This is a genomic window from Afipia sp. GW821-FHT04G03 (assembly GCF_059419985.1).
On sequence record NZ_JBWKSV010000001.1, the window covers coordinates 1,062,111 to 1,076,772 of the forward strand.

Annotated in this window: 13 protein-coding genes and 1 pseudogene; 1 reads left to right on the forward strand and 13 read right to left on the reverse strand. The window is 60.4% G+C overall.

What is annotated here, in order from left to right; genetic code table 11:
* Positions 1–36 precede the first annotated feature (36 nt).
* The 12 genes from AC07UB_RS05190 to ilvD all read right to left on the reverse strand — a co-directional run bounded on the left by AC07UB_RS05190 (position 37) and on the right by ilvD (position 12,949).
* A complete protein-coding gene (locus AC07UB_RS05190; RefSeq protein WP_494651893.1) occupies positions 37–1,803 on the reverse strand; it encodes a ParB/RepB/Spo0J family partition protein in 1,767 nt (588 codons plus the stop codon).
* 17 nt (positions 1,804–1,820) lie between these two features.
* Complete coding sequence (locus tag AC07UB_RS05195; protein ID WP_494651892.1) at positions 1,821–2,033, reverse strand: hypothetical protein; 213 nt, start codon at positions 2,031–2,033, stop codon at positions 1,821–1,823.
* Positions 2,030–3,040 (reverse strand): ArdC family protein, encoded by a 1,011-nt coding sequence (locus tag AC07UB_RS05200; RefSeq protein ID WP_494651891.1) that lies wholly within the window; start codon positions 3,038–3,040, stop codon positions 2,030–2,032. Before AC07UB_RS05200 ends, AC07UB_RS05195 begins: the two co-directional genes overlap by 4 nt.
* A 470-nt stretch (positions 3,041–3,510) precedes the next feature.
* A complete protein-coding gene (locus AC07UB_RS05205; RefSeq protein WP_494651889.1) occupies positions 3,511–4,047 on the reverse strand; it encodes a cysteine hydrolase family protein in 537 nt (178 codons plus the stop codon).
* A 57-nt stretch (positions 4,048–4,104) separates the two neighbouring features.
* The gene (locus AC07UB_RS05210) at positions 4,105–4,743 is read right to left on the reverse strand and encodes an acyl-homoserine-lactone synthase (protein ID WP_494651888.1); all 639 of its coding nucleotides are present in this window, start codon (positions 4,741–4,743) and stop codon (positions 4,105–4,107) included.
* A 155-nt stretch (positions 4,744–4,898) separates the two neighbouring features.
* Complete coding sequence (locus AC07UB_RS05215; protein ID WP_494651886.1) at positions 4,899–5,627, reverse strand: autoinducer binding domain-containing protein; 729 nt, start codon at positions 5,625–5,627, stop codon at positions 4,899–4,901.
* Positions 5,628–5,690: 63 nt separating this feature from the next.
* A complete protein-coding gene (locus AC07UB_RS05220; RefSeq protein ID WP_494651885.1) occupies positions 5,691–6,422 on the reverse strand; it encodes an ABC transporter ATP-binding protein in 732 nt (243 codons plus the stop codon).
* Between the two features lie 12 nt (positions 6,423–6,434).
* A complete protein-coding gene (locus AC07UB_RS05225) occupies positions 6,435–8,366 on the reverse strand; it encodes a branched-chain amino acid ABC transporter ATP-binding protein/permease (RefSeq protein WP_494651883.1) in 1,932 nt (643 codons plus the stop codon).
* Between the two features lie 3 nt (positions 8,367–8,369).
* Positions 8,370–9,242, reverse strand: coding sequence for a branched-chain amino acid ABC transporter permease (locus tag AC07UB_RS05230; protein WP_494651882.1), 873 nt, complete (start codon positions 9,240–9,242; stop codon positions 8,370–8,372).
* 61 nt (positions 9,243–9,303) lie between these two features.
* Positions 9,304–10,494 carry an ABC transporter substrate-binding protein gene (locus tag AC07UB_RS05235; RefSeq protein WP_494651880.1) on the reverse strand — a complete coding sequence of 397 codons (1,191 nt, stop codon included), beginning with the start codon at positions 10,492–10,494 and terminating at the stop codon, positions 9,304–9,306.
* A gap of 52 nt (positions 10,495–10,546) precedes the next feature.
* A complete protein-coding gene (locus AC07UB_RS05240) occupies positions 10,547–11,266 on the reverse strand; it encodes a haloacid dehalogenase type II (protein WP_494651878.1) in 720 nt (239 codons plus the stop codon).
* 12 nt (positions 11,267–11,278) lie between these two features.
* A complete protein-coding gene (gene ilvD, locus AC07UB_RS05245; protein WP_494651877.1) occupies positions 11,279–12,949 on the reverse strand; it encodes a dihydroxy-acid dehydratase in 1,671 nt (556 codons plus the stop codon).
* Positions 12,950–13,056: 107 nt separating this feature from the next.
* Here ilvD and AC07UB_RS05250 point away from each other — a divergent pair, with 107 nt between their 5' ends.
* On the forward strand, positions 13,057–13,944 hold the full coding sequence (locus tag AC07UB_RS05250; protein WP_494651875.1) for a LysR substrate-binding domain-containing protein: 888 nt from the start codon (positions 13,057–13,059) through the stop codon (positions 13,942–13,944).
* Here AC07UB_RS05250 and AC07UB_RS05255 read toward each other — a convergent pair.
* A pseudogene (locus AC07UB_RS05255) lies at positions 13,930–14,447 on the reverse strand (IS5 family transposase). The gene AC07UB_RS05250 and the pseudogene AC07UB_RS05255 sit on opposite strands and share 15 nt — an antisense overlap.
* Positions 14,448–14,662 lie beyond the last annotated feature (215 nt).

Here is a 14,662-nt window from a genome sequence, read left to right on the forward strand (position 1 = left end):
GGCGCGGAGCACGCCTCCGCGCCCGAATCGCTAGGCTCAATTGCCGGTAAACAAAGGCTTAATGGCCTCCCAATCCGTCGCAATTTTCAGGGTTTTATTCGGGTCATAATGGCCAGCGGGGAACGCCATGTAGCGCGGTACCCAGCCTTCGGTGCGTTCGCGTCCCTCCCCGGTCAGGCAGTCGTGCACGATCTTCCTTTGCACCTTTGCGGTCTCCGAGACATTGGCATCGGCGACCGCCTTCCCGGCCACCTCGCCGAGCAGCGCGTTGACGGCGACGCGGTCGCGGACAAGGTCAAGGAAGGTATCGTCCGCTGCCCACCACCGGGCCACATCCGGTTTGACCACGACGCCTGCAGCCTCCACCAAGGGTGAACCAGCGGCGAGGGTCTCGGCCATGACCACGGTGAGAACCTTCAGCACGGCCTCATCCGGTAACGCCAGTAGCCGTGCAAACACAGTCCCGCCCCAATGGGGATCGCCGTTGCCGCGCGTCACCGTCCCAAGATAGCTCGCCTCCAGGTCAAGCAACTGCAGCACCGACTGCCGTTCGGCCTCGAATGCGGCCTGAGCCCTGCATGCGGTAACGGAGGCTGCGATGTCTTCCTTGTCGGCCCGTTGCGGATCGGGCTTGACACTCCACAGCGGCGACCCCGCGACCATGTGGGCGACCGCGAGCCGGAGCGCGATGCCGGGCCGGGCGAGCAGTTCGGCGCGCACGATGGCATGACGGTGGAGTGCCAGATAGTTCTCGGCAGCCTTGGTGAGTTCGGGCTTTGCCGCCTCGCTTGCGGCCTCCTCCCCCTCGCCTTCGGCATTGCCGCTATTGCGGCGCGGGCGGCGTTCGTCGCGCGCCAGATAGCCCTCGTGGACCTCGACCTCACCAGTGTCGCGGATTTCGATGAAGGCCTTGCCGCCTTCTTCCTTTGACGCTTCGAGGTGCTGCCAGACCTGAAACCGCTCACCCTTCTCCAGAACCGTCACGTTCCAGCCCCGGCCTGCGAGTTCGTCGCGCAGCCGGGCGATGGCGGCGTTCTGCAGCACCCAGAACGCCTCGCGGTCGGCAAAGCAACTGACCTCACCGAACAGGTCGGCGATGATCTCGCCCTTGTAGTCCGCGACGGCAAAGCGCGCGGCAGCGGTCGCAATCCGCTCACCGCCGAACAGCCAGTGCTTCAACTGATGGCCGCGCGGCGCGCCTTCGGCATCGTCGCTTTCGCTTTCGCCGTCTCCTTCGCCTTCGCGCTCGAAGGCCGTGAGCCATTCCTTTTGCTGGCGACGGGTGGCGGAGGTCAGCAGTTGCAGGTCTTCCGGCTCGATGCGGCCATCGCGGTAGGCGTCCTTGATTCCGGCGAGCAGGTTGGCGAGCGCGAAGCGCTGTTTGACGTAGAGTTCGGTAACACCGAAAGTGAGCGCGATGTCGGCAGCGCCGCGCCCCTGTTTGAGCAATCGCGCGAAGGCCTCGTATTCCTCCAGTTCGTCCATCGGCGCGCGCGCGATATTCTCGATCAGGGAAGCCTCCATTGCGCCCGCGTCGTCGCCTTTCACGGTAACCGCACAAGGCAGCAACACCTCGTCGGGGGAGACGCCCTGTTCTTCCGCGACCTTGGAGGCTGCGAAATAACGCCGCCGTCCGGCGACGATCTCGTAACCCTTGCCGTTGGGACGAACCAGCAGCGGCTGCAGGACGCCGCGCGCGCGGATCGATGGCAGGATGTCGGAAACGTCGGGCGGTTTGCGGCTGTGGCGCACGTTGACGGTTGCGATCTTCAGATTGCTGAGCGGGATATGTTGCAGGTCCATCGTCTTTCTCCTTTGGTTTAGAACAGGCTCAACTGGTTGCGTGCGGCCTCATCGAAGAGCCCGATGTCGAGAGGCTTTTGGGGTTTGCGGGGGAGAAGCGGCTGCGCCATCAGATGGTCGAGCCGCTGGCGCACCGAGACCGGCGCCACGAAGGGGGCGAGCAATTGCTCGCCCGCCTCCGTCCGTTCGGTAACGGTGTTCGAAAGTAGCGATGCCGGGGCATGGGTCACGGCGCGGCCTCGCCGTCCGGCAACATGGCGGGTTCGGACTTCCTGAAGGCGAGCAGGAAGTCGGCGGCTTTCGAGGCCTTGCTGGCGGCGCGAAAGATGGCGCGATTATCTGAACGCAGGACGCTCAGCCAGTTGCCGAGGTAATCGGCGTGGCGCACGGTCGGCTGGATCGACAGCGCGGAGCAAACAAAGGCGGCCGTGATCTCGGCGACCAGTTCCTCGTTTGCGTAGGCCTTCGATCCGAAGGAACCGGTGAGATCGCGGCCCAATCGGCTCGAATGTCCGGTCCAGTGGCCCAGCTCATGAAACAGGGTCCGGTAGTAATTGATCTGATCGAAGAAAGCGGGCTGCGGCGGGATGTGGACCGCGTCTTCCGAAGGCCGATAGAAGGCGTGCGCCCCACCGGTACGGATATCGGCCAGCGTCGCTTTCGCAAGCGCCTCGGCCTGCGGTACGATCTGACGTTCCGGCAAGGCGGGCGCGGAGCCAAGGCAGTGGTCCGGCAGGTTCTCGCATTGCGCGACGTTAAAGACGGTATAGCGCCGCAGGAACGGCACCGCCTCGTCCTCGCCGTTCCGCTCGCCCTGGCCTGATGAGGTTTCGCCGCCCGCGCCGTTGCTTCGGTTGCCCTTGGGAATGAACTTGTCGGCGTAGCAGACGCTGACCCCGTGTTCGCCCTTGCGCACTGCGCCTCCAAGGCTGAGCGCTTGACGAAAGGTGAGCCAGCTTTGCGCGGTGAAACCCTGATCGAACAGCCGTCCCCAGAGGATCAGCACATTGATGCCGGAATAGGATTTCCCGGTTGCGGCATTGCGCGGCAATCCCAGCGCGGCGTTCCCCGGTCCCGCCCCCCAAGGCTGCGCCCAAGGGAAGGTTCCGCTTTCCAGATCGGCGATAATCCGAGCTGTGATCTCCTCGTAAAGGCTGGCCTTGGACGCTGCCTTGGGAGCCGCCTTGGGACCTTCCTTGGGCCCCTCCGCGCGCTCCCGGTGTAGATGGCTGGTCATGATACTCTCCGTTCGCTCTCTTCTTCTTCCGCGTCCTGCCCCCGGAAGGCGGGGTGGGCGGCGAAGAGCGACCGGACAGCCCCGAACGCAGAGGCGGGCTGCACCTGTAAGGCCGGAGCGTCAGCGGAGGACCGCGAGCCGTACCCAATCGTCATTTCGGAAATTTGTCGGCTCGCGGTTGCGGCTCGCCGGTTCGGGGCTATACGGGAGCGCCGCCCACCCCGACTTCTGGGGGCCACTAAAAACCGGCCGGCCGTTCAGGCCGGCTCCGCAGATCTGTCTGCTACGAGCCAGCCGACGTACCCAACGGTGTGGCGATGCAGGCGCAAACGCGCTGTCGCAAACAGACCATGCTGCCATGGTTCGCTATGTCTGCGCCAGGGATCGAAGCCGCAGGCCGAGACTGCGCCAGCGGGCTCGGTTCACGAGAGCCCGACCCGCATGCGAAGCGCCTTGCGGGTGGCGCCCGGCTACGACAAGAGCTGACGGACTTTCTGTTTCAGCAAGAGATCATCCAGGCACACCGCCCATTCCAGAAAAGTCTGTCGGACCGTCGTAGCCAACACGCCGTGAAGTGCCAGGCGGTCCAGAACAAGTGACCGGTCGCTCTCAACCCGCGCGACTGAGAGGTCGGCAAGCACTCGCACATCATATCCAAGCCTGGCCCCTTCCAGGGCCGCTATGAAAACCTCTTCCTCGAGCCAGGCCCCGCCTAGAAATATAACGCCAAAACTCGATGCCACGAGTGACGCCGCAAACTCCTGGTCGCTCCACAAGGAAAGGCTATCGACATCTATCGGTACGATCGAATGAGCTGCCCCATCCGGAACTTGATTGGGTTCATATTCGCCGACAGCGAGTTGAGGGACACCGAAGATTTCCTGGCATGTCGGGAGCAAATCCAGGCTCGCACGGCGACGCGCAGCGAACTCGACCGGCGTGTTGGCCTGTTCGCCGCGCGTCAGATTGATCAGAACAACTCGGCTGCGCCGCGGGTCTGCCAGCATTTGGATTCTTGATACGACCTGTCCGTGGCGCTACTTACCGAGAGCGCATCGTCATCACTACGCGGCTGCCCGGAATGAATTGGACGCAAGAAGGACCGGGCCCTCGACGTCGGCATTACGATACATCGCCGCGAGCGCGTGATCGGAGGCATGGAGGTAACCGGCGAGAGCCATGGTTTGCCCGAGCCGCTGTGGAGGTGCGATGCGCTCGAGCGGCCAGCCTGCGCGACGGAGAATGCGCTCCATCCGGGTATCCGTGACCGTTACAATCGATTCGGCGTTCACGGCCCGCGCACCTTCAATCATGGCCGCAAACAGAATGAAGGTTGCGCGGTTGAGACCGTTCTCTGCAAGTTCGGACGCAAGCTTGGTATCCACGCAAAACCGCGAGCTTTCGAGGATCTTCTCGCTGCGCGGCGTTTCTTGCCCGCCAAGCAAGGCGGGAAAGGTGTCGGCGAGCATGGTTGGCCCCGTAGTCGGAAGGAGCCGCACGCCGCCAACGAGGTTGCCCTCATCCGACATGACAAGGAGATAGGTGGGATTCAGTGCGTCATAGACATCGAGCTCCAGGTCACCGGAGACCGATACAGCCCAGTCAAGACGATCCTTGAAGACGCGGCGACGAAGCCTATACATCTCCGTGAGCAAATTGAGATGATGACCGAATTGACGATTGTCGAGTGCGACGGCGTACATGTTGACCTCCGGTTGAAGAGAGAGGTCACAACAACAGAAACGAAAGTGAGCCGCGCCTGTGCTTTTTTACAGGTAGGTCTCGCTATTTGGCAAAGAGAAGAAGTTCGAGCAAACGAAACTGGCCTTTTTTGAGGCGAGAATCAATCTCAGCTTGCTCAGGGCAATAGCCGGCGACGTAATGCTTCCGCCACGCATTGCGCAATCGATGTTGCTCCCAACTTGCGTCGGGCGTTATCAAGATGGAACGCAACGGTGCGCGGCGCAATGCCAACGAGGATCGCCGTGTCCGCCACCGTCTTGCCTCGCGCGGCCCAAGCCAAGCACTGACGCTCGCGCTGGGTCAATACGCCATCGGCATCTGGTTGACCGCTGCCCGCACCGAGTCGCGCTGCTAAGTGCGTATGGAAATATAGTCCCACCAGTTGCACAACATCTTTCGACTTGGCGATGAGTTGTTCAGGCCGCATGGCGCGGTCGTCCGTCGCCAAAGTAAATGCGGCCATTCGTCCGAAGCCACCTCTTATCGGCACGGTAATACCGGACTCGATGCCAAAGCTTGTTGCTTCCTCGAAGAATTTTCGCTGCTCACGAGTACCTGCCGGCTTCGGTGCGCCAGAACCCCAGCTGAACACATCATGCTCAAGCCGCGCACGCCGAACGACGGGGTCGAGTTGTTCGTAGTGCAGGTCGAAATACCGGCTGGTCCAGGAGTTCGGATAGGAGGAAATCAGCTTCGGCGCGTCCTCAACAATGCGTAGATAGGCAAACCAACGAAAGCCAAGACGCTGCGTCACGCGTGTTGCCACACGCTCGAAACTGTCGTCATCGTTGGCCGTTTGAATAGCGTCGACAAACTCCTGAAACGAGTGTTCTATCGAGTTCATGTTTGCCGCCAGATCTGCTAGGCATCACCCGTCATTCTCAAAACACGCGTGTCTATCTTTGTCTCAATCGCCTATTGAGGCAAACTTGTTGGAGGCGCCGATATAGGCATCCCGGACGCGAGGATTGTTGAGAAGATCCGGGCCACTGCCTGACAATACGATTCTACCGTTCTCGAGCACGTAAGCAACATCGGCAACGCCCAAGGCGATATTGGCGAATTGTTCAACCAAGAGCATGGTCCGTCCCTGTCGCCGAAGGCGGCCGATGGTGGCGTAGACCTCCTCCACCAGCTTCGGCGCAAGGCCGAGCGAAGGTTCGTCGAGCAGGAGCACCTCGGGCGCGGCCATTAGCGCTCGTCCGATAGCCAGCATCTGCTGCTCGCCTCCCGACAGCGTACCGGCAAGCTGGCTACGGCGTTCGCCAAGCCGAGGAAATAACTCCATCACCTCGTCAAGCTCTCGGATCACCACCCTGCGGTCGGACCGGCGGTAGGCACCAAGCCGGAGATTATCGAGCACCGACATGCTAACGAACACCTTGCGGCCTTCCGGGACATGGGCAAGGCCGAGCGATGCGATCCGGTGCGACGGCATATTGGTGATGTCACGCCCGCCCATGCGAACCCGCCCCGACGTCGCATTTATCATGCCCGAGACGGTTCGCATTGTGGTCGACTTGCCGGCACCATTGCCGCCGATAATGCAGACGAGACGACCCTTTGGTACCTCGATGTCGATGCCGTGGATCACATCGGAGCGGCCATAGCCGGAAGAAAGCTTTTCGATGTTGAGCACGCCGGTCTCCCCTCAGGTTACTTCAGCTCGGGCTACGTCAGCTGCGACGCCGAGATAAGCCTCGATCACCTTCGGGTCCGCCGCAATTTCAGCCGGCCGGCCCTCGGCGATCTTCTCGCCGAAATCAAGCACGGTGATCTTGTCGCTCAGCCCCATAACGACATCCATGTGATGCTCGATCAGTACCATGGTGACACGTGAAGTTCTGATGCGCCCAAGGAGACGGACAAGATCTTCGATTTCCGACGGCGCAAGCCCGGCTGCCGGCTCGTCGAGCAAGAGGATCGTCGGCTCCGTCGCCAGCGCGCGCGCGATTTCCAGCAACCGCTGCTTGCCATAGGGTAACGAGCGGCCGTCCTCGTCAGCCGAAGTAGCCAGCCCAACGAAAGCAAGGAAGTCGCGCGCGCGCGCCGTCTGCTCGTACTCCTCCTGCCGGAAACGTGGTGTATCGAGGATCACATCAAGCAAATTCGACCGATAGGAACGGTGGCGGCCAACCAAAACATTCTGCAGAACCGTCATCTGGCCAAACAGTTGGATGTTCTGGAACGTGCGAGCAACACCGAGTCTTGCGATCTCAGCCATGCCAACGCCAACAACGGACCGCTTGCCGATTAAGATCGTACCGGTTGTGGGCGTATACAGCCCCGTTAGTGTGTTGATGAGCGTGCTCTTACCCGCACCATTGGGGCCGATAAGGCCGTGGGTGAGGCCTGCCTCTATCTCGGTCGTGAAACCACTCAACGCCTTGAGTCCGCCGAAGCGCACCGTGACGTTGTCAAGGACAAGGTCAGCGGCTTGTCCCGCATCCCGTTTGGAAAGAGCAAAGCGATTTGCGTCCAGAGCGACAGATTTCGGGGCTTGCGGCCTTCGCTTGTCGAAGAGTACCGCGATGGCGCCGACGATACCGTTAGGTAGATAGACGATAGCGCCCAGCAAAATGAGCCCGAAAATGGTGAGCCGCTGCTCCGTCATGGTCGAGAGCTGGGAACTTACGACCATGACGCCCGCAGATACCAGGGCCGGTAGCCACATGCGCCAGTCGCGGTTACCGCCAATCGCGCGCCATGCGGCGATTGCAGCAAGGATGATGGTCGAGGCCACGATCATGATGTGAAAGGTCGTGATATTGCCGAGGAGGTTGGGCAACCAGACCGCCAGCGTCGCTCCCACCAAGGCTCCCCAGCGGCTGGTTCGCCCGCCCACGATCAGGGCAAGAAGAAAGACGATGGTCAGCTCAAAATTAAAGGACTGCGGGGTGATGTATTCTTCGGAAAAGGCATAAAGTCCACCGGCGAGACCAGTGAACGCCGCGCTCAGAGTAAAGGCCAGCACTTTGTAGTTGACCGGCGAAACTCCGACACTGTCGGCCGCAATTGGACTGCCTTGGAGTGCCTGAAAGGCGCGACCGTAGGGAGAGTCGATGATTCGATCCATAACGACCCAGGACAGGGCGAAGCAGACGCACACGATCCAGTAGAACCGCCACGCATCGATCTTCACACCGAAGACGAAAGGCTTGGCCACCGCAAGTCCCCGGGCGCCTTGGGTCAGATCGGCCCATTCATTGAGTACGACAAGCGCGATCGTGCCGAAGGCGAGCGTCACCATGGCAAGATAGGGACCGCTGGTGCGCAAAGCAGGAAACGCCAGGCATGCACCAAAACCCGCCGTGATCGCGGCAGCGGCTACCAGCGCAATGGGCAGCGGCACACCGACCTTCACGACCAGAAGACCTGCTGCATAGGCGCCAATGGCGAAGAGCCCGAAATGACCCAGCGATATCTCGCCGACATAGCCGACGATGAGATCCAGCCCAAACAAAACGATAGCGAAGATCAGCACGACCGTCGCCAGATGAACGTAGTAAGGGTTCTGAATGACGATCGGCAAGAGCGCCAGCGCCGCAAAGCCCGCAAGACCGAGAAAGCGCCTGCGCATCATGGCCTACACTTTCCTCGCCAGAACTTTGCCGAACAGGCCTTCGGGCTTCAGTGCGAGCGCTACAAGCAGGATGACCAGGCCCGGCACCTCCTTGTAGCCGGTCGAGATATAGAAGGCCGTCATTGCCTCGGCGATGCCGATAATGAGCCCGCCCACCACCGCCCCAAGGCCCGAGGTCAGTCCCCCGAGAATGCCGGCTGCGAAGCCCTTGAGCGCCAGCACGAGGCCCATGCCGGCGCCGGTCAGCGTGACCGGCGCCATCAGCACACCGGCATAGGCGGCGATGGCGCAGGACAGCGCATAGGACCCCCCGATAACCTTCGACGTATCGATGCCCATTAGCCCGGCCGCATCGCGATCGTCTGCGGTGGCGACGAAGGCCCGGCCCATCAACGTAAATCGGTTGAAGCCCTCAACCAGCAGCATCAAGAGAAGTGCCCCGACGACAATGAGGATTTCCATCGGCATGACAAAGGCCTGGCCGATCTGAATCGGAACCTGCGGCAAGGGCGAGGGAAAGGGCACGTCCTCCTTGCCCCAAATGTTCTCTGACACGTTTTTCACGATGATGCCGACAGCGATGGTCGCAAGAATCCACCCTTCGGACTTGCTCTGGAGCGCCGGACGTATGGCGACCCTCTCAACAGCGAGACCATAGATCCCGCCGAAAACAATCACGGCAGGAATTGTCGCCCAGAAGCCCAGAAAATTGACAAGGCTCAGGCCGACAAGCGCACCGACGGCAAGCGCCTCACCTTGACCGAAATTCACGGTTCGAGACGTGACATAGGTGAGTTGATAACCGAATGCGATGAGGCCGTAGATCATTCCAAGCGAAACGCCGCTGACGAGAACCTGGGGCAACAGATCAAACATGTGGCAGCCTCACTTCGAACTTCGGACGCGTCAGGCCGGATCACGGGTACGCCGGGCGCAATCAGCGCCCGACCTTTCCCTTGTCGGACTCTTTGGCAAATACGACCTGACCGGATTTGACCTCGCCGAAGACGACATGAGCCGGCTCCGTTGCTTCGTGATCCTCTGCGCTGAAGGGCTTGTTGTAGACCGCAATGACCCCTTCGATAGGCTTTGCGAGGCTTTCGAGCGCCCGCTTGATCTTCTCTCCACTGGCGTCGGGGCCGGCCTGATCGATCGCGGCGGCAAGGATCAACATGGCATCATAGGACTGAGCTGCCGAAGACGGGCTCGGGATGCGCTCGATCGAGTACGCTTTTTGATAGGCGCGGATAAAGTCTCGCCAGCGTGGGCCCGCACCGCCATCCTGGATGAAGGTCAGCGGCATGAACACGCCTTCGCCATTGGAACCGGCATTGTCGATATAATTCGACATGGAGGAATTCCAGCTCGTGACGTATGGAACCTTCCAACCGATCTTCGCCATTGAGTTTGCGATCTGGGCCAAGTCCGGTCCCAGCGCATAGCCAAATACGCCTTGCGCCCCGGCGGCCCGCGCCTTGAGAAGCTGAGGGGTCATATCAACGTCTCTCACATTGAACTTCTCGATCGACACCGGCTTCACACCGATCTTGTCGAGGGCCGCCACAAGATCGTCCTTGCCGAGTTGACCGTAATTGGTGGAGTCCGCCAGGACCGCTACCTTGGCGATCCGCCTCGTCGTCACCATTTCCTCCGCCATCATGGCTGATTGGATCGTGTCGAAGGCACCAATGCGGAAAATGAAATTCTCCTTGTGCTCCGGCGGCAGGAATTGCCGGCTTACCAGCGAACCCGTCGCAACCGGGATGATGATCGGGGTCTTGGCCTCCTGATAAAATCGTGATGCGGCGAGAGCCACAGGCGTGTTTGCGATGCCTACCGCCGCGACGATTTTGTCGTTGTTGATGAGTTCCTGTGCGATCTGGACTCCGCGCTCCGGCTTGGATTCGTCATCCCGCTCCACCAGTTCCACCTTGCGTCCGCCAATGCCGCCTTTGGCGTTGATTTCGGACACGGCGAGTTTGACACCATCTCGAATGGATGTTCCGAGTGGCGCCGAACCGCCGGTCAGCGGACCGGTTAGGCCGATCTTCACTGTTGCTTGCGCGAATGCCGCGGTGCTGAACACCAAAGTCGCCGCGCCGACCAAAACCGATCTCAGAATGTCCATGGCTTAATCCTCTCTCCGTTTTGACGCATTTGATCGCATTGGCTGGATTGCCTCAGGCCCACCCGATAGACCTGAAAAATTCGGGCACCCCGTCGAGCCGTTGGAAAATCCTGTCTGGGATGTAATCGGGAAGCGGCTTGCGGCCCGTGCCGCGGTCGATCCAGATGCAGCGGAAGCCGATGTCGCGCGCCGCCGCGAGGTCAAGGTGAGGGCTGGCGCAAATGTGGACGATCTCGTCCTTCTTCACGCCGAGCGCATCATGCGCGCATTCAAAGATCTCTCGCCTCGGCTTGTAAGCGTGGGCCTGCTGTGCGGTTATAACGCTGTCAATATGGCCGCCGAGTTGGGCCACATTTCCGGCGATGATGTCGTCATCGGTGTTCGAGACAATACAAAGCTTGAAGCCCTTCGCCTTCAGTTCACCCAATGCGTCGACAACTTCCGGAAAAGGCGGCATCAGCGATATACCGGACGTCAGGATCTCGATGTCGCCCGGGCGGTAGGACAGCCCCAACTCCTCCATCGCCAAGCGAAGGCCCTCGCCCGCAACGGTACGGAAAGATTTGTGAGGTCGCCCTTCCTCGAGATCGTGCTCATATTTGTCATAGACCTGGATCAGCGTTTTTGCGTCGAGACCCGCTCCGTTCTGTCTGGCGATAATCTTCTCGACTGCCGCCTGGAGCCCCTCATCCCATTGGATAAGGGTTCCGTAGCAATCAAAGGTCAGCCATTCAGGCTTTTGACCAGGAAACGTCAGTCGCGGCTTGGACATGAACTCGCCCTTTCAGAAGCGCGGCATAACCGCGCCTTCCGACGCGGGCGCCACATGCTCGGAATAGAATTTGAGGTAACCGCGCTTCACGCGGGGCTCTGGAGCCACGTAGGCTTTCCAGCGCAGCGCGATGTCTGCGTCGGACACGTCGAGATCGAGCTTTCGAGCATTGAGATCGATGACGATGCGATCTCCATCGGCGACCACTGCGATCACGCCGCCACGCGCCGCTTCCGGCGTGACATAGCCGATGGCCGGACCGTGGGTGGCGCCCGAAAATCGACCGTCGGTGACGAGGGCGCAAGTTTCACCGAGGCCCGCGCCCATCAACGCCGACGTGGCGCCGAGCATCTCGCGCATTCCGGGACCGCCCTTGGTGCCTTCGTTCCGGATGATGACGCAGGTGCCGGGCTTGACAGAACCGGCGCGTAGCGCGTCGATCGCTGCTTCCTCATCCTCGAAGACCTTGGCCGTGAGAGAGCAACTCCACATTGCCTTGGTCACGCCAGAAGCCTTGACCACCGCGCCGCCCGGGGCGAGCGAGCCCTTGAGGATGAAGAGCGAACCTTCCGCCTCCACTGGATTGTCGTGCGAGCGGATGATATCGGCGTCCTCGATGATCGCGGCATCGACGATCTCACCCGTGGTTTTTCCCGAAACGGTCAGCGTCTCGCGGTTGATGCGGTTACCCAAGCCTTTCATCACGCCCGGCACACCGCCGGCATCGTTCATCTCGGTGACCCCCCATGGGCCCGAGGGCGCCAGCTTGACCAGGGTGGGGGTCGAGCGCGAGAGCTTGTCCCAGGTATCGAAGGAGACATCGACACCGGCTTCTTTCGCCATGGCCATGAAGTGCAGAACCATGTTGGTCGAGCCGCCGACAGCCATACCGACGCGCATCGCGTTCTCGAAAGCGGCCTTGGTCAGGATCTTCGAGGGGCGGACATCGTCACGCAGCAGGTCCATGATGCGCATGCCGGTGTATTTTGCGGCGCGCAATTGATAATTCGAGCCGGCCGGTAGCGTGCCGGAATGCGGCAAGGCGAGACCCAGGGCCTCGGTGTAGATGCCAGCGGTATTGCCCGAGGTTGCCGTATCGCAGGCGCCCGAGAAGGGAAAATGATTGTCCTCCAACCCCTTCAGATCTTCGAGCGAAAGCTCGCCCCTGATGTGCTCGCCGACGGCATCGTACACCGTCTCGAGAAAGACCTTCTTGCCCCGGTATCGGCCGACCGGAGTCGGCCCGCCATAGATCATGATCGAGGGCAGATCGAGTCTCGCGGCGGCCATGACCATGCCGGGCATGACCTTGTCACCGGAGCCGATCAGCACCATCGCATCGAACCGGTGACCTTCGACCATCAGCTCGATCATGTCCGCAACCACGTCGCGGCTCGGCAGGACGTAGCGCATTCCGACCGACGCGAAAGTCTCGGAGTCGGTCACGTGGAACGTGTTAAACATGCAAGGGGTGCCACCCGACATGCGCACGCCGGCACAGACGGCTTCTGACACCTGTCGCAGGTGAAAGTTCTCGGGCGAGAAATCCTGATAGGTGTTCACGACCGCGATCATCGGCCGCTCGAACTCCTCATCAATCAGGCCGGCGCCTTTGGCCCAGGCGCGCTGAAGCGAGCGCTCCAGTCCGGTGAATTGCAGTTCGCTGCGCCGCTTTCTCGTCATATCAAAGCCCCCAAACGCTCAGTGGAAGCTTCTACTTGTCAGGGGTTGCAGTAATTGGGAAATTAAATTAACATCTATCACTTAGTGGGTATTCGGATAAGTAAAACATGCTGGACATCGATTTGCTGCAGAGCTTCGTGGCAGTGGTCGAATCGCGTTCCTTTACGCGGGCGGCTGAACGCGTTCACCGCACGCAATCCACCGTCAGCCAGCAGATCCAAAAGCTCGAACTCATCTTTGGCGCCGCGCTGCTGAACCGCACCACCGCCCCGGGGCAAATTTCGCTGACCGAAGACGGAGAAGCTCTCCTGCAATACTCGCAGCGGATACTGAAGCTCGTCCGGGAAGCGGAATACGTCGTTGGAAAAAAGAAAGCACCAAGAGCGATCGTCCGCCTCGGGCTTCCGGAGGATTTCAAAGCGAAACATCTCACCGATCTTTTGGCGAGCTTCGGCAATGAATTCCCCGACATAAGGGTGGATACGGTTTGCGGGCTTACGGCGGAGGTGGAGCCGTTGTTGCGCCTGAGTGAACTTGATCTGGCCTTGATGAAACGAGAAGTTGGCTCCGGGCCGTGTCTTAAATCCTGGCCCGAAGAGTTGGTCTGGGTGGGATCCAGGAAGAATGTAGCTCGCTCAGACATCGAGCCGATTCCCTTAGCTGTATTTCCACGCGGCTGTCTTTACCGGGAGCGCGCGATCCACGCGCTGGAAGTGCAGGGTCGACCATGGCGCATCGCATACGCAAGCGCGAGTCTCACCGGTGTTCTTGCGGCTGTCTCTTCCGGACTCGCAGTGACATTGTTGGCCAGGTCGGCGGTGCCCGACGATCTTTGCATTCTTAACGCGAGTTCCGGCTTTCCGGACGTGCCGGCTACTGAGTTGGCTTTGGTCGCATCCGAAATTCGTACCTTTCCGGCCATGGATCAGCTCGGAAAATACATCTGCAATTCCATGCAGATTCAGCACTCGAATGGACACTTATCGCATCCATAACATGATTGCTGCGAGAGTGACGACGGCCAGGTAATTTCGAGCGGTCTTTTCGAAGCGGGTTGCGACACGGCGGAACTGCTTGAGCATGATGAAGCCGCATTCCACGAAATGGCGCTGGGGCATATGTATCTTGGTGCTCAGGCCACAGCGCGAGCGGCCGAGCGCCTGATCTTCAGACCCCCTTTTTTCGCCCCGGCGGCGTGCTGATGCGCCCGGACGATGGTAGAATCGACGATCAGATATTCGAAGTCCGGATCATCGGACATCGTCTCGAAGATCCGCCACCAAACGCCCTTCATGCTCCATCGACTGAAGCGCCGGAACACGCTGTTCCAATCCCCAAACGCCTCCGAAAGATCACGCCAGGGAGAGCCCGTACGCACTTCCACGAACATCCGGTTGTCGCGCCCGGTCGGGCCCTTCTGGTCAGGTCGACCGATAATCAGCGGCGCCATCCCCTCCCAAGCCGCGTCGCTCAAAACCAAACGGTCCTTCACACCCAAGACTGCCTCCCCAAAAGCAGCCTTGAATCTGATTTGCTCCTAAAAGGGACTTCTTAGAGTCCACACTACCTAGGGCTAGGTCCCGTCCGCTAACGTAGTCTCTTCATCCGACCTCCGCGGCCCGCGCCTCATATCTCCCTTCAATAACGAATGTTAGTCCGACTTGAGCCACAGAAGCGCGCTAACTATCTCGGAAGCGGTGGATGCATCAATCT